The 22,231-nt window shown below is 40.9% G+C and carries 17 protein-coding genes; 10 read left to right on the top strand and 7 right to left on the bottom strand.

The window, feature by feature from the left end; all coding sequences use genetic code 11:
• Positions 1-449: 449 nt before the first annotated feature.
• Both AC04Q1_RS07550 and AC04Q1_RS07555 read left to right on the top strand, forming a co-directional pair.
• On the top strand, positions 450-2,636 hold the full coding sequence (locus AC04Q1_RS07550; protein ID WP_478363326.1) for an alpha-galactosidase: 2,187 nt from the start codon (positions 450-452) through the stop codon (positions 2,634-2,636).
• Between the two features lie 72 nt (positions 2,637-2,708).
• Entirely contained in the window at positions 2,709-4,331 is a 1,623-nt protein-coding gene (locus AC04Q1_RS07555) for a sulfatase family protein (protein ID WP_478363328.1), read from the top strand.
• Here AC04Q1_RS07555 and AC04Q1_RS07560 read toward each other — a convergent pair whose 3' ends face one another.
• Positions 4,332-5,642 (bottom strand): hypothetical protein, encoded by a 1,311-nt coding sequence (locus tag AC04Q1_RS07560; protein ID WP_478363329.1) that lies wholly within the window; start codon positions 5,640-5,642, stop codon positions 4,332-4,334.
• Between the two features lie 274 nt (positions 5,643-5,916).
• Here AC04Q1_RS07560 and AC04Q1_RS07565 point away from each other — a divergent pair, with 274 nt between their 5' ends.
• Positions 5,917-6,312: a GNAT family N-acetyltransferase gene (locus AC04Q1_RS07565; protein WP_478363331.1), complete on the top strand. Its 396-nt coding sequence runs from the start codon at positions 5,917-5,919 to the stop codon at positions 6,310-6,312.
• A 10-nt stretch (positions 6,313-6,322) separates the two neighbouring features.
• Positions 6,323-6,871, top strand: coding sequence for a dihydrofolate reductase family protein (locus tag AC04Q1_RS07570; protein WP_478363332.1), 549 nt, complete (start codon positions 6,323-6,325; stop codon positions 6,869-6,871).
• 85 nt (positions 6,872-6,956) lie between these two features.
• Here AC04Q1_RS07570 and AC04Q1_RS07575 read toward each other — a convergent pair whose 3' ends face one another.
• Positions 6,957-8,129, bottom strand: coding sequence for an acyltransferase family protein (locus tag AC04Q1_RS07575; RefSeq protein ID WP_478363333.1), 1,173 nt, complete (start codon positions 8,127-8,129; stop codon positions 6,957-6,959).
• 220 nt (positions 8,130-8,349) lie between these two features.
• On the opposite strand from AC04Q1_RS07575, the gene AC04Q1_RS07580 reads away from it, so the two are divergent.
• Positions 8,350-8,775, top strand: coding sequence for a VOC family protein (locus tag AC04Q1_RS07580; RefSeq protein WP_478363335.1), 426 nt, complete (start codon positions 8,350-8,352; stop codon positions 8,773-8,775).
• Positions 8,776-8,792: 17 nt separating this feature from the next.
• The gene (locus AC04Q1_RS07585) at positions 8,793-9,371 is read left to right on the top strand and encodes a YdeI/OmpD-associated family protein (RefSeq protein WP_478363336.1); all 579 of its coding nucleotides are present in this window, start codon (positions 8,793-8,795) and stop codon (positions 9,369-9,371) included.
• A 346-nt stretch (positions 9,372-9,717) separates the two neighbouring features.
• On the opposite strand, the gene AC04Q1_RS07590 is transcribed toward AC04Q1_RS07585, so the two are convergent.
• Complete coding sequence (locus tag AC04Q1_RS07590; protein ID WP_478363338.1) at positions 9,718-10,581, bottom strand: AraC family transcriptional regulator; 864 nt, start codon at positions 10,579-10,581, stop codon at positions 9,718-9,720.
• Positions 10,582-10,794: 213 nt separating this feature from the next.
• Here AC04Q1_RS07590 and AC04Q1_RS07595 point away from each other — a divergent pair, with 213 nt between their 5' ends.
• The 4 genes from AC04Q1_RS07595 (at position 10,795) to AC04Q1_RS07610 (ending at position 17,392) form a co-directional block, all read left to right on the top strand.
• The gene (locus AC04Q1_RS07595) at positions 10,795-13,836 is read left to right on the top strand and encodes a SusC/RagA family TonB-linked outer membrane protein (protein ID WP_478363339.1); all 3,042 of its coding nucleotides are present in this window, start codon (positions 10,795-10,797) and stop codon (positions 13,834-13,836) included.
• Between the two features lie 11 nt (positions 13,837-13,847).
• Positions 13,848-15,716, top strand: a complete 1,869-nt coding sequence (locus tag AC04Q1_RS07600; protein ID WP_478363341.1) for a RagB/SusD family nutrient uptake outer membrane protein — start codon at positions 13,848-13,850, stop codon at positions 15,714-15,716.
• Between the two features lie 23 nt (positions 15,717-15,739).
• Entirely contained in the window at positions 15,740-16,288 is a 549-nt protein-coding gene (locus AC04Q1_RS07605) for a DUF5018-related domain-containing protein (RefSeq protein WP_478363342.1), read from the top strand.
• Between the two features lie 321 nt (positions 16,289-16,609).
• On the top strand, positions 16,610-17,392 hold the full coding sequence (locus AC04Q1_RS07610; protein WP_478363343.1) for a hypothetical protein: 783 nt from the start codon (positions 16,610-16,612) through the stop codon (positions 17,390-17,392).
• A gap of 130 nt (positions 17,393-17,522) precedes the next feature.
• Here the strand turns inward: AC04Q1_RS07610 and AC04Q1_RS07615 are convergent, their stop codons facing one another.
• The 4 genes from AC04Q1_RS07615 to AC04Q1_RS07630 all read right to left on the bottom strand — a co-directional run bounded on the left by AC04Q1_RS07615 (position 17,523) and on the right by AC04Q1_RS07630 (position 22,190).
• Complete coding sequence (locus AC04Q1_RS07615) at positions 17,523-19,175, bottom strand: sodium:solute symporter family protein (RefSeq protein ID WP_478363345.1); 1,653 nt, start codon at positions 19,173-19,175, stop codon at positions 17,523-17,525.
• 61 nt (positions 19,176-19,236) lie between these two features.
• Complete coding sequence (locus AC04Q1_RS07620) at positions 19,237-20,115, bottom strand: SMP-30/gluconolactonase/LRE family protein (RefSeq protein ID WP_478363347.1); 879 nt, start codon at positions 20,113-20,115, stop codon at positions 19,237-19,239.
• A gap of 96 nt (positions 20,116-20,211) precedes the next feature.
• Positions 20,212-21,003 carry an SDR family NAD(P)-dependent oxidoreductase gene (locus tag AC04Q1_RS07625; RefSeq protein WP_478363349.1) on the bottom strand — a complete coding sequence of 264 codons (792 nt, stop codon included), beginning with the start codon at positions 21,001-21,003 and terminating at the stop codon, positions 20,212-20,214.
• A gap of 20 nt (positions 21,004-21,023) precedes the next feature.
• The gene (locus AC04Q1_RS07630; protein WP_478363351.1) at positions 21,024-22,190 is read right to left on the bottom strand and encodes a mandelate racemase/muconate lactonizing enzyme family protein; all 1,167 of its coding nucleotides are present in this window, start codon (positions 22,188-22,190) and stop codon (positions 21,024-21,026) included.
• Positions 22,191-22,231 lie beyond the last annotated feature (41 nt).

Below are 22,231 nucleotides of genomic sequence, written 5' to 3' on the forward strand. Positions count from 1 at the left end.
GTACGGCTAAACCAACTCATATATAACAGCTTAGCTAGCAGGTTTTATCGAAATGGATTTACCCTTCCTGTCCAGATTAAAATTACAATACATAATTACTAAACAAATGTTTAATAAAACTAAACAACAAGTAAAAAAATTGTTATCTATAGGTTATTAGATGGTGCTGTAGCTTAACACTAAACCGGGAACGACATCTATAAATTTTAAAAAGATAGTTCTTTCCTAATTTTCTGTCCGTACATAAAAGGTCAAAAAATACTATAAAAAATTAATAACGAGCACTTTAAACATCCAAAAATTTGCTAATCATTTGTACTTTAAGTTCTCATTTCTTTAGAATCTAATCCTTAATTTTATATTACAAACCGGGATATCGCAGTAAAAACCCTTTCCCTTGCTTTTTTATACACAAACAACCGTCAACCAACCCATTACCGTTATAAATAATGTACAAAAAACACTTCAGCCTCTTTTTTCTAATGATCGCAACAGGATTGACCAGCTTTGCGCAGAAAACCATAGAAATTGCAACTAAAAACAATGTATTGATACTTGGAAGCGACAAGGATAATACCTTACTATCCACCTACATTGGCAAAAAGCTGGAAAACACCGGAGAATACCCCGGCATACAAGACCTTGATAAATACAAACCAGGTTCTGATGATCTTTTAAACAAACGGGAAGCTTATATTGCTTCAGGCTCATTGAATTTAATGGAGCCTGCACTAAGCGTGACCCATGCAGATGGCAATAAATCTACTGTACTTAGCTTTTCGGTCGTAAAAACGGAACAAATTGACCAAAACCGGAAACTCACCAGCATTGTACTGAAAGACCTGAAATATAATTTCCAGGTGACCTTAAAATACCTCGCTTATTTTAATGAAGATGTAATTGAACAATGGGCCGAAATCGAACACCATGAGAAAAGCAGCGTTGTACTCAACAAATATGCTTCCGCAAACCTTACCCTAAGCGGCAGGAAATTCTTCCTGAAAAACCAATATAGCGGTGCCACACGCGAAATGCGTTCGGAAGAACAACAGTTACTGCACGGGATAAAAACCATCGATTCGAAACTGGGAACCCGGACAAACCTGTTGCACTCCTCTTCTTTTATGGTTTCGGTTGATCAGCCTGCTACAGAAGATCTGGGTGAGGTAATTGCAGGTTCATTGGCCTGGTCAGGCAATTTCAAACTGGATTTCGAAACCTTTGATGAATATTATCTGAGGATTACCGCCGGCATCAACAATTTTTCCTCCAACTATACTTTAAAAGCAGGCGAGAATTTTGTAACCCCACGTTTCGTGTACACCTATTCTTCAACGGGTAAAGGTTTAGCCAGTAGAAATCTGCAGAACTGGGCACGTAACTATCAAATATTGGATGGAAAAGGGGAAAGATCGACCATTTTAAACAACTGGGAAACCACCTATTTCGATTTTAACGACGAAAAATTAAATGAACTGACCAAAGACACCAAAAAACTAGGTGTTGATGTGTTTTTATTGGACGATGGCTGGTTCGGTAACAAATATCCGCGTAACGGCTCTACCTCTGGCCTTGGCGACTGGCAGTATAACAGGCAAAAGCTAAAAAACGGTATCGGTACTTTGGGTAAAGAAGCCACCGCAAATGGTGTAAAATTTGGCATCTGGATCGAGCCGGAGATGGTGAACCCTAAAAGTGAACTTTACGAAAATCATCCCGACTGGATTATCCGCCAGCCTGAAAGAAAAGAATACTACATGCGTAACCAGCTGGTGCTCGATTTAACCAACCCAAAAGTCCAGGATTTTATATATAAAACCGTCGATGATATTTTTAAAGAAGTACCGGAGCTTGCTTTTATTAAATGGGACTGCAATTCGCTGATTTACAATGCCAACTCCCCTACTTTAAAAAACCAGGATCATTTTTACATCGAATACATCAGGGGTTTAAACAATGTTCTGGAAAGAATTAGAAAAAAATACCCCAAAACACCGATGATGCTCTGCGCAGGCGGTGGATCGAGGGTAGATTATGCCGCACTCCAATATTTCACAGAGTTTTGGCCCAGCGATAACACCAACCCGTACGACCGTATTTTTATCCAGTGGGAATATTCTTATTATTTCCCTTCGATTGCGGTAGATAACCACATTACCGACATGGGTAAACAGCCTATTAAATTTAAAACCGATGTAGCCATGATGGGTAAACTGGGTTACGATGTACGCGTAAATGAACTGAGCAAAAATGACCTGCTTTTTAGTCAGAATGCTGTTAAAACTTATAACAGTTTTAAAGACATTGTCTGGCATGGGCAACAATACCGTTTGCAGGATCCTTATGAAAATAAAATTGCTTCCATTGCCTATGTAAATGATGCCAAAGACCAGGCGATTGTATTTAACTATTATGTGGCTACCCTTTTTACCAATGGCGTGATATTGCCTGTAAAAATGAAAGGATTAGACCCAGCTAAAAAATATAAAATAGAAGAGATTAACCTATATCCTGGCACCAAATCACCAATGGATAGTACAAAAATTTATTCAGGAGATTTTTTAATGAAGGTGGGTTTTAATCCGGAAGCCAACAGCAACAGAACAAGCGTGGTTTTAAAGATTCAGTCCATATAAAATAAAACGAAACACCACGTTAGTGAGGTAGCTTTTTGCACCGCTTCCTTTCAAAAACCTGAATGTATTCCTATGAAAAAATATATTTTAAGCATTGCAGTCCTCCTTTTTGCTGGTGTGATGGCCTTATCCTTCTCAAATAAAAAAGATCCCGCCACGGAACGTCCGAACATCCTTTTTGCCATTATGGATGATGTTACCTATCAGCATATTGGTGCGTATGGTTGCAAGTGGGTAAAAACGCCAAATTTCGACCGCATTGCAAAAGAGGGCCTGTTATTTAAAAATGCCTATACGCCTAATGCCAAATGTGCCCCATCACGCTCGTGTATCATCACCGGACGAAATTCCTGGCAACTGGAAGAAGCCGGCAACCATTGGTCGTACTTCCCCGCTAAGTTCACTTCCTTTGCCGAGGTTTTGGCACAAAATGGATATGCGGTAGGTTATACCGGAAAAGGTGTGGCGCCCGTTGTGGCAAAAAATGCAGATGGTTCGCCACGCGAAACGCTGGTAAAAATATTTAACCAGCTGAAGACAACAGCCCCTACTGCCCAGATCAGCAATGTAGATTATGCGGCCAATTTTAATGCTTTTTTAGGTACAACCGCCCATAAACCTTTCTTTTTTTGGTATGGTGGCCTCGAGCCACACCGCGAATACGAATTTAATTCGGGTGTTAGTAAAGGTGGAAAAAGCCTAAAAGATATTCCAAATGCAGACATTTATCCTTTCTGGCCAAAAAGCGATTCGGTGCGAAATGATCTGCTGGATTATGCTTTTGAAATTGAATATTTTGATCAACACCTGGGCAAAATGCTAAAAATGCTCGAAGACAAAGGCCAGTTGCACAATACGCTTATTGTAGTGACTTCAGACAACGGAATGCCTTTTCCACGGGTAAAGGGACAGGCTTACGAATATTCCAATCACCTGCCGCTTGCCATGATGTGGGCCGATGGTATCGCCCGTAAGGGCCGCAAAATTGAAGATTTTATCAGTTTTATCGATTTTGCACCTACCTTTTTGGAGCTGGCCAAAATACCTGCCGAGCAGAACAGGATGAAACCCATTACCGGAAAGAGTTTTGCTGCCATTTTTAGCTCGGATAAAGAAAAGGTATCTGAAAAGCGCAATTTCGCATTGCTGGGTAAAGAACGGCATGACGTAGGCCGGCCTAAAGATGTGGGTTACCCCATTCGCGCCATAGTTCAGGAGAATTACCTGTTTATCAAAAATTTTGAACCTGACAGATGGCCTGCCGGAAACCCCGAAACCGGGTACCTGAATGTAGATGGCAGTCCCACAAAAACGGCTTGCCTAAAAACGGTATATGCAATCAACAACGATTTTAACTATTGGTTATGGTCGTTCGGTAAACGGAGTGCTGAAGAATTATACGACATTAAAAAAGATCCTGCCTGTTTGAATAATCTGGCATCAGCTCCATCACTGCAAAAAAAATCGGCACAGATGAGAAATAAATTATTAAGCCTGTTAAAAGAACAGGGTGATCCCCGTGTTTTTGGTAAGGGAAGTCAATTCGACCACTATCCATATGCAGATAAAAGAGGGATAAATTTCTACGACCGTTACATGGCAAAAGATCCAACCCTCAGCTGGGGATGGGTAAATGATACTGACTTTCAGGATATCTCGAAAATAGAACAGGCAAAAAAAGCAAGGAATAAATAATCAGTAAATTTCCCGGGTAGTTAAATCTTGCAGCTTTGGAGAAATAGCCTTCCCTATTCCACTAAATAAAATCTTGATCCCCATCACTTTACCAATAGATTTTTCGTAGCGGGTAGTGAGTACTTTTTTACCGTTGAGTATTACTGAAGCTTTCTTATTTACCACACGGATCTCGATATCCCCCCCATTTATTGGATCGAATGCCAGCGCACCCAAAAACCGGTCTGATCCCAACACTCTTTTTTCAGAAAACTTATACTGTGAAAAAGCCACGCAGTTGGCCCGGTTAAGCGTTAAAAGGTGACGGTGTTTCTCCCCAAGGATAATGATTGTAGTCTCCACACATTGTGTACCAGGCCTGTTCTGCTCTGAAAAAACCCGACAGGTAAAAGAAAAATTATCACCACTGATAGTAGAGGGCTTAATATTGCTAAAACCTACCAAAAACGGCCTGTTGGTAGCCAAACCGGCAGAATCCAGCTGCGCTTTTGAAACATAGATATTTTTTGGATTGAGTGGCTGTAAACCTGCAATAGGATATGCCCTCGAAGTATCGTTACCAGAATTGGCCACCCAGCCTTTTGTTTGCATAAATATCGAAACGGTATCTATAGGTTTATCGTGATAAAATAATGTAGCGTAAACCACACCGGGATTTCGAAAGAATTTAGCGATTTCCTTTTTGCCACTTATTGGCGACTGTAATGCCTCGTCCATAAAATCGACCTTATACTCATCTCCATCTTTAAGCGCTTTCTTCGATTTAAGCTTAAAAACCGCCGTATGCGGTACATTGCCAAAAGGATTTTCGCAGATCAACTCCGTATCGCTGGGATCACTATCCGATTTCCATATCATAAAACCTGCAATCAACGCGATAAACAATAAGGCAATCAGACCGGCATAGATATATGTTTTTTTATTCGATTTATGCTCCGGGTGAATGGGATTTTCTACTCCAATAACCTTTTCAACTGTTTCGGGTCTGGTTACTTCAGGCTGTGCAGACAAACTCACCAACTCAAATTCCTGCCAATCGCGATAGCCAATAAACTGGGCAAGGGCATCACGGGTGGCCTTTTGAGGGAAATAGCGCTGTGGCGTTTTCAACTGGCCCAACAGCCTCTTGAGCGTATTTACACTCAGATATACTTTTGTCTTTTTACCCAGTTGGCTGCTCAGTCTGGTATAATCTGATACACGCCACTCTTCAATGGCCATGTTACCCATTTGCTGTATGATGATCTTGCAACAGATATCTAATGCATCAAAAGCTGATTGATTGCTCGACTGTACAGAATTGGGATCCATTACTGAATTTCGCTTTTATATATTGGTTAAGGTAAATTGGATAAAAACCCAATACTTGTAAACTTTGTTTACAAACATATAAATAACACAGTATATAGCGCTGATCAAAAAACGTTTTTTCAAAATAATATACCTGCTAAACCAGTTAGGAGTTGTGCGCTTGGCGTAAATTAAATGATTACCCCACCTGGGCAATGATCAATGACCAGTGAACGAATGAACCAAAATGTCGTTTTTTACCATTATTGATCTTCAGGTTTTGTAATTTAGGAATATGAACATTACCTATAAGTTAGATGTAATCCCGAATCCGGAAGAAGTGATCAAACTATTCATACAGGCGGGACTAAAGAGACCAACCGAGCCTGAGAGGATAGCCTTAATGTTAAAAAATGCAGATGTATTGGTTACCGCCTGGCAGGAAGACAAACTGGTTGGCATTTGCAGAACCATTACCGATTGGGTGTGGTGCGCTTATTTGGCAGATCTTGCCGTATTTACAGGAGCTAAAAGTGCAGGAATTGGGAAAGAAATGATTGCCATTACACGCGGGAAAATCGGGCCACAATGCATGCTCATCCTGTTATCGGTACCTACCGCTTTCGATTATTATCCGAAGGTAGGTTTTAACAAAGAAGACCGTGCCTTTAGCATTGAACGAACCTTATAATTTTACACCTATGAAAAAGATTATTCTGGACCTGGCCGTTACCTTGGATGGATTTATAGAAGGCCCGAACGGGGAAATTGATTGGTGCATAATGGATGGCGATGCCAATTTCAACGATTTTTTAGAAGGCATTGATTCGATATTTTACGGACGGATCAGTTACGATTTATGGGGCAATTACCTCCCCGGAGAAGAAGAAAACGAATTGATGAAATCAATCTCGCGAAACATCAACAGCAAGAAAAAATATGTGTTCTCCCATTCCAAAACCGATGATGGCACTGGCGCCGTCTTTATCCATTCGGATATTGAAAAAACGGTTAATGAAATCAAAAACCTTCCGGGTAAAGATATCTGGCTCTATGGTGGGGCAAAGCTGATTTCCACGTTTATCAACGCAGGTTTGGTTGATGAATTACAACTCGCTGTACATCCGGTTATTTTAGGCAGCGGGAAATTATTGTTTAACGAGATTACCGATCGCGTGAGGTTGACGCTAAAAGAAACCAAAACCTCTCCATCTGGTGTTATTTTGCTTACTTATGAGGTATGGAAATAGCTGAGCGAAGGGCGTTTGGGATTTAGCGCATGGTGTCAGTTAGCCCGTTTAAACAATTAACCGATTAACCATCCTACCCTAAAATTTATAAATACTTTTTCACTAAAGAAATCTTCCGCAGTAAATAAGCCGTTCCCCAGCTTAATCCTAATGATAGGACAAAAACCATCGGGAACTTAAAACCAGCGGGGATATTAACATTCAACAACCCAAACTGCAGCCAGGTGATGTAAACAAAATGTACCAGATAAATTAAATAGGCATGGCTGCTGAGCGAATCCCACCAGCCAATTTTTTTAACCACCAGTTTGCTAAAAGTGCTGATGAAAGCGATAGACATTAAGGTACAGCACAATACAAATAACGAATTGTTAAGAATGGCCATTTGGTTTATACTAAGCTGTTGCTCCGTAAATACTTTGTTTAAAAACCCAGTTGAAAACACAAAAAAAGTAGTAATCGCCAGTAAACACCATAAAGGGTAATACCGAACAGTTGATGAGTTTCCGGCAAAAATCCCGATACCAATAGCCGTTTTCCCTACCAGTATCCCAATTCCAAAATAGGCAATATAGAGGATTAAACGGCTGAGCTGAAAATCGAAAGGGCCAAAACCCGTCCAGCTGTAAGGCCCAAAATACCCTGCCATGGGCAGGTATGCCAGCAAACCAGTTAAAAGTAAGGTTATAAATACGGTAAAGGCTTTGGTGTTTATATTAAAGAGTATAAAATCCGATATTGCCTTTTTTGAATTAAATAACCGGTAAGCAAATGCTGCAATCAAATTGAAAACAAACAATAGCCATAAAAACCAGGGCGGTCCAACCGGCCAGGCCTCTGTTGTAAAAAAATCTTTAACATAAGCTAAAACATCTTTGCTGTCTTTTGCCAGATAATAGGAAGGAAAATAAGCCAAAAGCATCAATAAGGTACCCAACAACAAAAAAGGAATCAATAACCGGTACATTTTATCTTTAATGAAAGGTATTACACCCTTTTTTTTGATACTCGAAAAGAAGTAAAGCCCGCCAATAAAAAACATCAGCGACATAAAAAAAGTGTCGTTAAAACCCACCAGATCATCAAGCAGAACCCATCTCCTACGGTCTACTATGGCATGTGTAGACAAAATATAAGCATCTTTGTTAAATACGGAAAAAGTGGTATAAGCCAGGGCGGAATGGTGGGCTACAACCAAAACCGTTATGGTAGCGCGTAAATAATCTACCCATACATTTCTCGAAGATGGATTGGCCATATCTTGCCTGCTTTTATGTAATTACAATAAGGATAAATTTAACATCTTAATTGTGATTAACAATTTAAAAAGCGACAATTACAACAAACCAGATACTGAATAACAGGCAGATAACGATCAGTCTTAATATTTCATGCCTGATTAATATACTTGTTTAAGTGTCGCAATTTTACCATTTTTAGGTAAGCCACAGAATACTTTTGGTTTTACAAAGGATAATATGGAAAAAACAGTTAGCTTAAGGGGATTAACTACCATTAGCTTTTGGGCAGATGACGTAAAGGCTGCAAAGAAATGGTATACAGAAATATTGGGCCAGGAGCCTTATTTCGAAAGGCCTGATGCCGAAAATCCGGCTTATATTGAGTTTCGGATTGGCGATTATCAGCACGAGCTGGGCATTATCGACCGAAAATATGCGCCACCAATGCCCGCACAACCTGGAGGGGAAATCGCATACTGGCATGTTGACAATCTGGAAGAAACCCTCTACAGGCTCATTGCCCATGGCGCAAAGGCATATGGTCCGGTCACCGAATATGGTGTTGGCATTGTTACTGCTTCAGTGATTGATCCTTTTGGTAATATATTGGGTATCATGTATAACAAACACTATCTTGAAATATTAAGCAAATCGGCAAAATAGTATATCAATCCTGTTCTATGGAAGAATCGAAAAACGGCGTTCAGGCTTTTTATGCCAAAACACAGGCCGACTGGCGCCAGTGGCTTGCCGAAAACCATGAAAAAGAGGCATCTGTCTGGCTCATCATCTATAAAAAAGAGGCATCAGCCAGTAGCCTGCCACATGCCAATGCAGTTGATGAAGCGCTCTGCTTCGGCTGGATTGATAGCTTAACCATTAAGCGGGATGAGGAGAGCCGTTATCAGTTTTTCTCCAAAAGAAAGGCCAAAAGCAATTGGAGTGCCATCAACAAAAATAAGGCACTAAACATGATTGAACAAGGATTAATGCATCCTGCAGGTTTAAAAACAATCGAAATCGCTAAAGCCAACGGCATGTGGGATGCCCTAAATGATGTAGAAAACCTGGTCGTACCCGATGATCTGAAAAAAGAATTTGAAACCAATAAAACGGCAAATGATCATTGGGGAAAATTCTCCCGTTCTTCTAAAAAAGCCATCTTAAAATGGATCTCGGAAGCCAAAAGACCAGAAACAAGGATAGACAGAGTTACTGCGACAGTGAAGTTGGCAGGAGACAATATAAGAGCGAAATAAATTTAGTCTGAAGTCCTCAGTCGAGAGTCCAGAGTCGTTAATCTCAACTCATGCGTCCTCCTGAACTTGTTTCAGGATCTATTTCGATATTAGTTTAATAGTTGGAGATGTCAGTTAAACAACTAACCGATTAACCAGTTTACAGTTGTCAGTTTGCAGTTCAAAGTTAACCGATTTCAACAATTAACCGATTAACCGGACTAAGTTTGGGGCTTGGAGTTGGGCGTTTGGAGGGGATTAACCGATAGATTAGTCCAGAGGCTGAAGTCTTTAAGCTGAAGTCGATTAATCCATCAACAACCTGCCTATCAACAATAAAACATCAAACCAATGACTAATGGAATAATTAATTATTCAATTTATTCCTATACTCCGACGGTTTCATCCCTTTAATGGCTTTAAAAAATTTATTAAAGTTGGTAGGATTATTGAATCCGCTGGCATAACACACATCCGCTATAGAATAATCTTCTGATTGAAGCAATTTACAGGCATGACCTATCCTGATCTCATTGATAAACTGGGTAAGCGATTTTTGGGCCCGCATTTTAAAAAAACGGCAAAAAGAATTTGGCGTCATATTGCACAATTCGGCTACTTCATTCAGGTGAATGTCGTTATGGAAATTTTTCATTAAAAACTGATAAACCTTATTGATCCGGTTGTTGTCTTTCTCGTCATATTGGTTCTTAAAAGTAATACTGGAGAGGTACTTAAAATCTTTTGAACGGGCTAAAATTTTAATGATTTCAATGACGGAGATAATATTTTCAAAGCCGTCGTTGTCCGCCATAGCAAGCAAAATATGTTTTATTTTATGAGTGGTCTCCTGATCAAATACAAGCCCCCGCGAAGCCCTCGAAACCAGATCGGCCGCCAGTGCCAGAACATCCTGATCATCTGTTAGCAAAGAAAAAAAGTCGATACTAAAATAAATCACTGTAGATTTTACCGCTTTATCGTCGCTGTCTTCGTAAATTTTATCATTCTGCCAGATGTGGGGAAGGTTTGGGCCCATCAGCACCAGATCGTCATCCTCAAAATTCCCGATATGATCGCCAACAATCCGTTTGCCATGGCTCCGTTCAATCCATACCAGTTCGCACATATCGTGAAAGTGGAAAGATGAAATCAACCGGTTGTTATCAATCTGTTTGATATGGACAGATTTATTCCCCGAATGGTTAACATTGATAAGTTCAGACCTCATAATATTTCAAAAAAAAGCTAAATAAGTAAACTAAATTAATGATAAATGAGCAGATATTATTATTCAGGGTAAAAAAGTTTAAGTTTTTCCAAATATAGTTTTACAAAGGGATTTAAGCTGCGTGTACTTTAGTATAAGTAAACATTTGATTATGATGAGTATACAGTGTGCGTCATCATTCAATGTTTTTTAACCAAAATCCCTAAAAACTATATGAAGAAAATTTTCCTATTTTGTTTCTTGCTATTTCTATCTTCAATGGCTTTTTCGCAAGATAAAACCATTGTGAAAGGAACAGTTAGAAATGCAGAACAACAGCCCCTCGCAGGCGTTAGCGTGGGGGTAATCGGTCAAAATATCGGCACAACTACCGATAGTGAGGGCCGTTTCAGTATCCAGATCCCAAAACCCGCGGGCGCAAGACTCAGATTTGGCATCGTAGGTTACAGTACACTCGAGGTAGCCGCAAATGATCCGAAAGGATTTAACATTATTTTAAAAGAGGATGAAAAAAATGCTTTGAACGATGTTGTGGTGGTTGGATTTGGTACCACGAGCATCAGAAAGAATACCACATCTGTAACCACTCTAAATACCGAATCAATCAAGAACATTCCTGTTGGAGATATGGGATCGGCTTTACAGGGTAGAGTTGCAGGTGTGATCGTACAGCAAGGTTCGGCGGAGCCCGGACAAAATGGGGCAAGCATCTCCATTCGGGGCAACGGAGAACCATTATATATCATTGATGGTTTTGTATCGAACAGCCAGCGCTTTTTAACCTTAAACAAAGCCGATATTAAATCTCTTACTGTATTAAAAGATGCGGCCTCTACAGCTGTGTATGGTATGAATGCGGGCAATGGTGTGGTGGTAATTACTACTAAACAAGGAGAGGTTGGGCAATTAAGCTTCGATTACCAGGGCAATTACGCTTTTAATACCCCTTCTTATAGTGTAAAGCGTATGAACGCACTTGAGTACGCCACCTCGTTAAACAATCTATATCAGGCTCTAGGCCAAGGGATAAATGCTTTTAAAACACCTGCTGAACTTAACGATATTGGCAACAACTTATCCAATTACACCAATTGGGAGAATGAATTGTTACGCAATTATGCTCCACAAAAAGAACATACAATATCCGTTAACGGTGGGACAGACCGGTTAAAGTTTTTTGGCAGCCTGAATACCCTGGGCCAGGAAGGCATTATGAAATTTAATTCGTTAGATTATAACCGCTACAATTACCGATCGAATGTAAGCAGCTATTTTGATAAAATAGGTCTAACGGTAGAATTAAATGTAAATGGCTCTATACTCGATGAAAAATACCCTCCAGCAAGTGCAGCTACGATATATTCTAGACTTAGAGACAGAAACCCTTTTGAAAAACCATTTACGGCAGATGGTAATATTTCAAATCAATTTGATAATCCTGCACTACAATTAAAGAGCCCAGGCTATATTAAACTTAGAACGGTTTATAATCAATTGGCGGGCGCATTAAATTGGGCTGTTCCTAAAGTAAAAGGCTTAACCTTTGGCTTTAATGGCAACTATAATCTTACTACCCAAGATCGTGTGGACTGGATACAAACTGCAACATATTATGATGAGCAGGGTAATGCAACCAAAGAAGACCCGGCCAACATAGGCATTAGCCGTTCGTCGTACATGACCAGCCAATACGATTTTAATATTCGGGCAGATTACAAAACAAGCTTTTTAAATAAACACAATGTAGAAGCCACAGTAGTACACACCAGACAACATTATTATACCAATTCCCTAACGGCGGGCTCCAGGGGTTTTAATACCACCGAAATCAAGCAGATCCAAAAAGGTGATGCAACTTTAGTTACCGCTTCGAATACCGAGGGTGAACAAGCCTGGATGGGCTATGTAGGACGTCTGCATTATGATTATGACCGTAAATACATGGTAGAGTTTGCCGGCCGTTACGATGGCTCGGATAACTTTCCTGATGGTAAAAGATGGGGCTTCTTCCCTTCGGTTTCAGGAGGATGGGCAATCTCTGAAGAGAAGTTTTTTGAGGGCATAAAAGATAAAAAAGTTTTGAATTACCTTAAGCTCAGGGCATCGTATGGACAGATTGGGGTAAATAATATTGATCATTATCTGTATTCTTATCTGCCAACCTATAACTATAATTCGAATGCTTATGTGGTTGATGGTAAACTGCAGAACAGCGTAACCCCAGGCCCAACACCTAGTGTGAATATTACCTGGTTCGACCGTACCAAGTACGATGCAGGGATGGATTTTTTCCTATTTGGAAACAAGCTGGAAGGTACTGTAGATTATTTTTTTGAAACCACAAAAGGTTTTTTGTCTCCTGATGCCTTTCGTTACACTGATCCAATTGGGTATGCATTACCACTCGTGGTTTCGAAAGCTGAAGACAGAATTGAAGGTTTAGATGGTTCATTAAAATACAATACCAAAATCGGCCGGGTAAACTTTAATGCCGGTTTTAACTTTACCTATTACAGATCAATTGCTTTTAAAACAAACGAGGACAGTATTACACTGGCAAATCCACGCCTACGTGCTCAGGGAAATGAGAAATTTTATGTAGGAACAGGTTATATCGGCGCACAGTTCTACACCAATCCGCAAGACATCCTGAACAACCCGAAACGCATAACTTCGAGAGACCTTAGGCCCGGCGACCTACAGTATCAGGATGTCAACGGTGATGGTAAAATAGATGGCCAGGATCAGGCCAGGTTTGGACACAATACTTCACCGACCTTCGTATTTGGTGTTGATCTTGGAGCCAGCTACAAAGGACTGTCTATCGCCGCCACCATACAGGGAACAGGTGCCAGACAAACCTATTTCAGTAACGTAGCGATGGGTTCGGAGGGCGAAAGAAGATTAGATTTTGCTTTCCAAAATGATAACTGGACCCCGAACAATCCAAATGCGACCATGCCAAGAGCCGGAAATGCATCACTAAATGACAATAATAATTACGCTTCGTCTGATTTCTGGGCACGTAACTCGAATTACATTAGGTTAAAGTCGGCCACAATATCCTACGATTTTAAATACTCCATACTCGATAAGCAAAACTGGTTACGCAACCTCATCATTTTCGCTTCTGGCGTTAATTTATTCGCTGTGGGCCCTTCTGTAAAATACGGAGACCCCGAAGCAAATAACTTCGATGGTTATTCATACCCAATGATGAGAACATATTCAGCAGGTCTTCAATTAGGTTTTTAAATATACATAAAATGAAAAAATATAAATTAATTTGGGTTTTGGGCTTGATCGCTCTCGGGCTTACCTCTTGCAAAAAATTCCTGGATACACAGCCTTACGATAAAATTACCGGCGAACAAACCTGGAACAGCGAAAACCTTTCTACGGCATTTATATATCAAATATATCAGGATGTATTGGCGAGCGATTCCTGGTTATCAGGGTATGCCCATAATTATTCTGCCCGCTCGGAAAGTGTAACTAAAAATGCCATGACTGGAACCTTAAACAGTTCATATTGGTCGAAAGACCGTGCCGAACTGATGACTAAGAATGACAATTATGGTTGGTTAAGCTACGATGTACTTTGGAGAATACACACGGCCATGAAAAACATCCAGGCGAGCACCACTTTCTCAGAGGCCTTTAAAAAACGGTCGCTTGGAGAATTGTATTTTTTAAGGGCCGCGCATTATTTTATCTACGCTAAATTATATGGCGGCTTACAGATCATCGATCGTGAACTCAGCCCTGATGAAAACCTGCAGATCCCCAGAAAATCGGTAAAAGAAACTTATGATTTTATCCTATCTGACCTGGAAAAAGCAAGCGCATCGCTTCCAGCTACGGCAGAGAGAGGAAGAGCTTCTGCTAATGCTGCGCATGCTTTATTAATGCGGGTTGCATTACAAGCGGCGGCCTATGTAGATGGGGGTATACCCAATAGTACTTATTACGACAAAGTGATTACCTCTGGAACAGCCTTGGGATTAAACGCATCAGGATCTCAGCTCAGCCCCTATTCGGATATGTTCAGAAAATACGAAACCGCGATAGCTGCGAGTGAAAATATACTGATCAGAGAACGTTCTAAAACAAACACCTCTCTTTATGATATTCCGATGCAGTACCAGGGCATGTGGTCAACAGGTAAGTTTTCGGCCTATGCAAAGCTGCATTTCCCTATAAATGTTACTATGAATTTTTGGGGAATGGATGGTGGCGCCTGGCCAACTCAGGATCTGGTTGATGATTATCTGGTTAAGGATACAGATGGCAGTATTAAATATTGGGAGAATACCTCTTATGTTGCAACAGGTGCCAATGTAGATGAAAAAATGTACTTCAGCGGCACAAAAAAGAGAGACTTAAGGTTTTATGCTACGATTACTTACGACAGCTGTTTATATTTTAACAACCAGGTAAGAGTATTTTTTAGAAGAGATGGAAATGTGAGTAATGCCAACAGTAAAATTAATGAAGGCTCTTCAGCAGAATACGGTTATAGTGCCGGAAATACTGAAAATTATAACTCTTCTACGGGTTACTCCATGATTAAATATTTTTATGATCAGGTTTCCAGTTTACCCAATCCATCCGATCAAAAATTAGACTATTGTTTTTCAGTGCTCCGTTACGGAGAGGCTTATTTGAACATGGCTGAAGCTTACCTGATGAAAGGGGACTATGAAAATGCAAAAAAATTTATGGTGCCAACCATGGTTAAACACGGTGGATTTGATGAGAGCAAAGCAACAAGTTATCTCGCCGGGCTCTCTGGAAATGTTTGGGGAAATTCTTTATTTGAAGCTTTTAAACGGGAAAGAAATGTAGAAATGGTATATGAAAATAACGACCGTTACTGGTCGCTGCTGCGCTGGGGAATGAGAACCTCTGGTGGTGTTAAAAACGGCGAATATGCTACAGGGGGTTATGTTATCCCTGCATTACAAGGTACGCTCCGGGGTATACGCATTGCAAGGGATGGCAAAACGTATTCCTTTTTCACCGATAATAATGTTGCAGGAGAGGCGAGATTTACACCTAAACGTTATCTGCTGCCTATTAACGAAACCTTCCGGTTAAAATCAGGCATCAACCAGAATCCAGGCTGGGATTAATTTTACTCATAATTTTAATAGAAATGAAAAAAACGATAAAACCACTGTTAAGCATCATCGCAATCGGATTGATGTTTTTATCTTCCGGCTGCTTAAAAAAAGGACTGGAGGATCTGAACAACTCTAGCTTAAAAGTAATGTCGACAGTAGACTATACCTATAGGTTTTTATATACCGACACCATTCAAAAAGGTACCAGTAAAGAGGAGATTGAAAAAGACCGTGTATGTGAAGTTTTATTTAAAAAACAAACTACGACGCTCAATGAAAACGGAATAGATGGCTTTAAAACGACCCTAACCTATGATATTAATTCAGTGTTAAAAGCAGGTCCAACAGGCTCTGTAACCAAAGCGATGCTCTATGCTCAATTTGATAAACTGATAAAAACAGATCAACTCAGCAAATTATGGGTGTATGTAACGGTTTCGGATGTATCTACCATTACTTCTTTAGATGATTCACCAAAATTGGGTGGTCCAGGAGATTTTTCAAAAGACCGCAAGTACCGTGTAACGGCAGCAGACGGATCTACCAAAGATTATCTCATTAGAACCGTAAAAGGTTTTTAACCCAAATCATGCGCAATCAAAAGGCCTGTATCCATACTGTGGAGCAGGCTTTTTTAGTTCCAGAGCTACGCTAACCTTATTACTCACAGAGCTACGTAAATGCAATCAGCATTGCATTTCGCTTCTATCACCTGTTTACCAAATTGAGGGTAAGTCCGCAGCAAGTCCGCGTATAGTCCGCGTTTTTACACCTAAATGCGGACTATATATGGTTTTTAATCAGATTTGTAGTAAATTAGTTATACAAAATGTATCACCTTTAATACTACAAAGTATTAAGATAATGCCTTTAGAAATATTTGATCATCATAATTTAGGGTTATGGCCATATTGGATAGAAAGGGCCTGCGCGGTTCTATTGGAAATTTATCGTTTAGCAAACAGGGCGATATCAATGTTGTAAGATCGAAACCTGGTAGAGGAAATGTAAAACAAACGGCGGCGACTAAAAAAAGTGCATCTGTTTTTGGCAGTTACATTAGTCCTTTATCCAAATACATCCGGATGTCTTTCCAGCATCTTTTAACAGGTTTTTACGATGGAGCGATGGTGAACCGGATGAATTCGGATATTTCTACTGTCCTCTACCAATCCATAACCCCAGAAGGAACCTTTAAACTTACAAAAAAAAGTTTTGACCGTTTAACCGGATTTAATTTTAATCTGGCTTCGGTGTTAAACAAAAGTTTGCTCATAATGCCCGAAACCACATTCACTGCAAATGAAGTAAGGGTCCGCATTCCAGAATTTTTGGTTTCAAAAGACCTGCGTTACCCGCCACAGGCCGATGGCTGTACAATTGAAATACAAGTGGTTCAATTTAACCTGGAAAAAGGGCTTTGGATGGTTTATCCACAAGAAAGTATCCTGCTTAAAAAAGGGGGACTAAACGATAGCCAGATTTTCAGCTACCCTTTACCAAAAGGTTCTTTATGTTTAGTGGCTATAGGCACCGTATATCATGACCAATATAAGATTGTATTAAACAGCAAAACTTTTAACCCCATGGCCATTGTTGCCGCAGGCTTTAACCCGGGGAGCGCCCTGGAAGAAGAACTAAAAACCTGGTATTACATGGAGGTTAAAATGAAATTAGAAGGCTAAAATAATATCCTGTTTCACCATTATACGTCAACCGGCAGGTTTTACCGCCTTCCGGTTGGTGTGATTGATCATTCACAAACAATTAAAATCCTTCTTTTGTCTGATCAGGAAAACCAATATCCTATGTATTTTAAAAAAACAGGATATTGAAAAATATCGTAATCATCAGCACAATAATCCCTAAATACAGTGGATTGGTGTACCAGGTTTTGCTTTTTAAATCCTGTTTAGGGGTTAAGCTATACACCAGGCCTACCAATTCTTTTTCATCCTTTGCCTTGGTAAACAAACTGATCAGGATGGTAAACAGCAAACATACCGTAAAGGAGATGGAAGCAATGGTAAAGGCCTGCCCTGTTGCCGAATAAAAATCGAATGCATGCACGAGCCAGCCGCCCTTGCCCTCGGCCACCGATAAACCATGTGTAATTGCCGCAGCACTTGTACCCAAAAGCAAGCCCCAAAAGGCGCCATGGCCTGTGGTACGTTTCCAGAACATGCCCAAAAAGAAGGTGGCAAACAAAGGTGCATTAACGAAGCTGAACACCAGTTGCAATAAATCCATAATGCTGTTAAAGCCGCGGGCCACATATGCAGTTGCAATAGAAATTAAGATCCCGGCAATGGTGGTGGCCTTCCCCACCATTAAATAATGTAAATCGGAAGCTTTTTTCCTGATATGGGTTTGGTAAATATCGTAGGTAAACACCGTATTAAAGGCCGTAACATTACCGGCCATACCGCTCATAAAGGATGCGATTAATGCCGTTATCCCTAAACCAAGCAAACCACTGGGATACAGTTTCTGTAACAATAAAGGCAATACCATATTGTAATCTTTATCGCCATTTACATTAACAGGTAATTCGAAGCCCGAATATTGACCTTGTAAAGCCAATAAAATAATCCCGGGAAGAATTACAATAGCAGGCATTAAAATTTTGGGGAAAGCCGCCAGTACGGGTGTACGCTGGGCCTCATTTAAATTTCGGGTTGCCATGGCGCGTTGTACCACTAAAAAATCGGTACACCAGTAGCCAAAAGCCAAAACAAAACCTAATCCAAAAACCATACTGAAGGCATCAACACCCATGGGGTTGTTCGCCGGACTATCCAGTCCCTTCCAGACATGCAGTTTGGCATCATCTACATGTTGTATAATTCCGGCTATTCCACCAGCTTTATCTAATCCAATATACACCAGGGGCGCTATCCCGATAATGATCAGAAAAAACTGCAAAACTTCGTTATAGATCGCACCTGTTAAACCTCCGGAGAAGGTATACACCAATACTACGCCTGCCGCCAGCCATATCGAAAGACCGAAATCCCACCCCAAAATCACTTCCATCAGCATGGCCAGTGCATATAAGGATACGCCGGACGAAAAAACCGTCATTGCGGCAAAAGTAAGGGCATTAAAGGTCCTGGTTTTCTCGTCGAAACGTAATCTCAAATACTCGGGAACACTCCGGGCTTTACTGCCATAGTAAAAAGGCATCATATAGACCCCTAAAAAAATCATCGCTAAAGCAGCTCCCAGCCAATAAAAGTGCATGGTGTACAAGCCATACTTCGCACCATTGGCGGCCATTCCCAAAACCTCCTGTGCGCCTAAATTGGCGGAGATAAATGCTAAACAGGTAATCCAAAGCGGTATATTGTGCGAACTTAATAAAAAGTCGTTCCCGGTTTTTATTTTCTTTTTGAGCACTAAACCAATGCCCATTACAATTGCAAAGTAAAGGGCAATGATCAGATAATCTATAAGTTCCAGTTTCATATTAAAAGATTGTGATTTGGTTAGTGTGATTTATTCCATGGGCAGAAACCCATCAAAGCAATCACGATATTGTTCTATAAGCAGCCGTTGGCAGGCCGGTTACCTTTAATTTAATCATAAATAAGGAGCCACTGTGTGGATATAGTTTTAATTCATCCTCACTCAATCCATCTTTTGCGGTTGTAATCAACATTTGGTTCATCAGCTTACCGCCAAAGGCACAACTCGTTACATGCGGTGCATTGACTATAATTTTATCGATACAAGCTCCATTAGCCGGATTATACCTGTTTACGCAAGCACCACCCCACATGGCTACCCACAGCATCCCTTCGCTATCGATACACATCCCGTCTGCAACTGTGCCCGGTTCGGTAATGTCGATAACAATCCTTTCATTTGTTATATTCCCTGTAGCTAAATCAAAGTCAAAAGCTTTAATGTGGTACAAAAAACTATCGATGTAATATAAGGTGCGGTTATCGGGCGACCAGCAAATGCCGTTAGATACACTGGTGCCTGCAATTTTCTTCACCAATTTTCCATTATAGCAGTACAGGTTACCCGCATGGTGCCTGGCATCAACATGCATGGTACCCACCCAAAGTCTGCCCAAAGCATCGCAGGCGCCATCGTTGCTTCGGTTTTCGGCATCTTCTTTAAACTTTACCAGTTTTGTGGTTTTACCTGTTTCCAGATGCAGTAATACAATCTTACCTTGCAAAGCCACCAGCAGTTTGTTGTTTTCGGCAGGCGCCACCATACCGGGCATGGCCGATATCTTTTGGGTTTCTAGTTTTCCATTTACAGGGTCACAGGTACCTACAAGTTTACCTTTAATATCAATGAACAAGAATTTTTGCCATTCAGCATGCCAACGCGCACCTTCACCTAAAATTAAATCTGCCTTATAAAGTACATCAGGCTTCCAAATATTCATCTATGTTTAAAATTTACGGTAACCCAATGCTCTTCATTATATGGTCCTCAACATCTGGCGTCTCAAATCTCCCATCTAAAATCTCACGCTCACCTCTCAAATGGTATCCTGCATCAAAGCACTTCTTCCCCCATCAATTAAATAAGTAACTCCGGATGCAAAAGCAGCATATTCGCTTGATAAAAACACACACCAGCCGCCAATCTCTTCCACGGTGCCCAGTTTTTTAACGGGATGCAGATTGATGGTCCGTTGCCTTTCTTCATCAGCCTGCTCAAAAGAATCGAACCATTGCTGGTTGCCGGGCGTATCGATAAATCCTGGCGCAATGCCAACCGTCCGTATATCAGGGCCCCACTCTATAGCCAAACTTCGTACTAAACCCGTTAAGGCCGTTTTCGCAATATTGTATGGTGCACAGCCGGGAATGGTGGCAAAGGCATGGTTAGAAGCCATTACAATGATGATTCCTTTATTTGCCGACAACAGTGATTTGCAGTGCCTGGCCAATCTCCAATGTGCAGACAGGTTTAAATCCAAATTAAACTGCCAGTCATTTTCGCTGCAATCTTCCGTACCTTTAAATACATTTTGGCCGGCATTCGAAATTAAAATGTCCAGCTTTCCATAACCATTGCTGATGTCGGCAACCAGCGATTCAATATTTTCAGCTGATGTCATATCGGTTTTGAAATAGTCGGTTTCAACATCAAAAGACTTCATTTCTGCCAGAAAATGCTGGGCTACCTCACTTATTTCACTGTGTTCGGCACAACCGATTACAGTACAGCCTGCTTTAGCCATCATTTTGGCAATCCCCAGGCCAATACCCGAAGTAACACCGGTTATTAAAACTATCTTTCCTTTTAAATCTATCGTTAACGCCATGATCTTTTTTTGCCTTACTCTTACACGTAAAATCCTGTTCTCGGGATTAAAACTCCCGGATGTCTTTCCATTTCTTCTTCAATTAAATCGACGCCCAAACCTGGCCTGTCGCTCAATTTAAGATGCCCGTTCTGTACCATATCTGCAATGGGGTGCGAAATCACTTCGTCGCGCCAGGGCACATCGTAAAACATAAATTCCTGTCTGAAAAAGTTCGGTACCGAGGCACAAACCTGCGCCGAAGCCAGCGTAGACAGCGGTCCGTTAGGATTATGTGGCGCGAGGAGTACATTATAAGCTTCCATCATGGTAGCCATACGTTTCATTTCTGAAGGTCCGCCGCAGCGGGTAATATCGGGCATCATGATGTCGCAAATGTGTTTCTCCAATACATCGCGGATACCATGACGGGTATAGTGACGCTCGCCTACACAGATCGAAACATTTGATGGAATCCGGTCTCTCATTGCTTTTAAGGTATTGGCATTTTCTGGCCCGGCAGGTTCTTCGTACCAGGTGATGTTCAGTTCGGAAAGCCGTTGCGCCATGGTAACAGCCACGCGATAGTTTAACATGGCGTGGGTTTCGATCATGATATCAAATTCCGGACCTACAGCATCGCGCACGGCTTTACTTACATTAAATGCCAGATCTTGCTGGGCAGCTGTAAGCTGAAGGTTTGAGGATAAATCTTCGCCGTACAAATAATTGGTGTGTGCAAAGGGATCAAATTTTAAACCTGTAAAACCAGCTTCCCTAACCTTTTTTGCCTGTGCGGCATAATCTTCGGTATTGTGCCCCCCGCCTGTAAACCAGTAGTTGGCATATAGCAGAATATCTTTTCTAAAAGCCCCGCCCAAAAGCTCGTAACAGGGTACGCCCAGTACCTTTGCCTTTAAATCGAGCAAGGCCATATCGATACCACTGATGGCACACATACTGGCCCCGAATGGCCCCATCCAGTTTAAATCCCGGTAAAGCTTGGTCCATATAAAATCTGTTTTCATGGGGTCAAGACCAATAATGCGCTGACCAACATGTTTGGTGGCTTCAAAAACAATCGGACTGCCCGGCCAGTTAGTCGCCTCGCCCACTCCGGTGTGCCCCGTATCGGTATATATCTTTAATAAGGTCCAGTTGTATTTTACGCCTTCAACCAGCCATACTTTTACATCTGTTATTTTCATTTTGCTGTTTTTTATCTTTGTTTTGCTGATGTTACCGTCAA

Source organism: Pedobacter humicola (assembly GCF_056490705.1).

Excerpts from the sequence above, each read along its gene's own strand:
- AC04Q1_RS07550 (WP_478363326.1), top strand. The coding sequence starts at position 450 with ATGTACAAAAAACACTTCAGCCTCTTTTTTCTAATGATCGCAACAGGA.
- AC04Q1_RS07555 (WP_478363328.1), top strand. The coding sequence starts at position 2,709 with ATGAAAAAATATATTTTAAGCATTGCAGTCCTCCTTTTTGCTGGTGTG.
- AC04Q1_RS07560 (WP_478363329.1), bottom strand. The coding sequence starts at position 5,642 with ATGGATCCCAATTCTGTACAGTCGAGCAATCAATCAGCTTTTGATGCA.
- AC04Q1_RS07565 (WP_478363331.1), top strand. The coding sequence starts at position 5,917 with ATGAACATTACCTATAAGTTAGATGTAATCCCGAATCCGGAAGAAGTG.
- AC04Q1_RS07570 (WP_478363332.1), top strand. The coding sequence starts at position 6,323 with ATGAAAAAGATTATTCTGGACCTGGCCGTTACCTTGGATGGATTTATA.
- AC04Q1_RS07575 (WP_478363333.1), bottom strand. The coding sequence starts at position 8,129 with ATGGCCAATCCATCTTCGAGAAATGTATGGGTAGATTATTTACGCGCT.
- AC04Q1_RS07580 (WP_478363335.1), top strand. The coding sequence starts at position 8,350 with ATGGAAAAAACAGTTAGCTTAAGGGGATTAACTACCATTAGCTTTTGG.
- AC04Q1_RS07585 (WP_478363336.1), top strand. The coding sequence starts at position 8,793 with ATGGAAGAATCGAAAAACGGCGTTCAGGCTTTTTATGCCAAAACACAG.
- AC04Q1_RS07590 (WP_478363338.1), bottom strand. The coding sequence starts at position 10,581 with ATGAGGTCTGAACTTATCAATGTTAACCATTCGGGGAATAAATCTGTC.
- AC04Q1_RS07595 (WP_478363339.1), top strand. The coding sequence starts at position 10,795 with ATGAAGAAAATTTTCCTATTTTGTTTCTTGCTATTTCTATCTTCAATG.
- AC04Q1_RS07600 (WP_478363341.1), top strand. The coding sequence starts at position 13,848 with ATGAAAAAATATAAATTAATTTGGGTTTTGGGCTTGATCGCTCTCGGG.
- AC04Q1_RS07605 (WP_478363342.1), top strand. The coding sequence starts at position 15,740 with ATGAAAAAAACGATAAAACCACTGTTAAGCATCATCGCAATCGGATTG.
- AC04Q1_RS07610 (WP_478363343.1), top strand. The coding sequence starts at position 16,610 with ATGGCCATATTGGATAGAAAGGGCCTGCGCGGTTCTATTGGAAATTTA.
- AC04Q1_RS07615 (WP_478363345.1), bottom strand. The coding sequence starts at position 19,175 with ATGAAACTGGAACTTATAGATTATCTGATCATTGCCCTTTACTTTGCA.
- AC04Q1_RS07620 (WP_478363347.1), bottom strand. The coding sequence starts at position 20,115 with ATGAATATTTGGAAGCCTGATGTACTTTATAAGGCAGATTTAATTTTA.
- AC04Q1_RS07625 (WP_478363349.1), bottom strand. The coding sequence starts at position 21,003 with ATGGCGTTAACGATAGATTTAAAAGGAAAGATAGTTTTAATAACCGGT.
- AC04Q1_RS07630 (WP_478363351.1), bottom strand. The coding sequence starts at position 22,190 with ATGAAAATAACAGATGTAAAAGTATGGCTGGTTGAAGGCGTAAAATAC.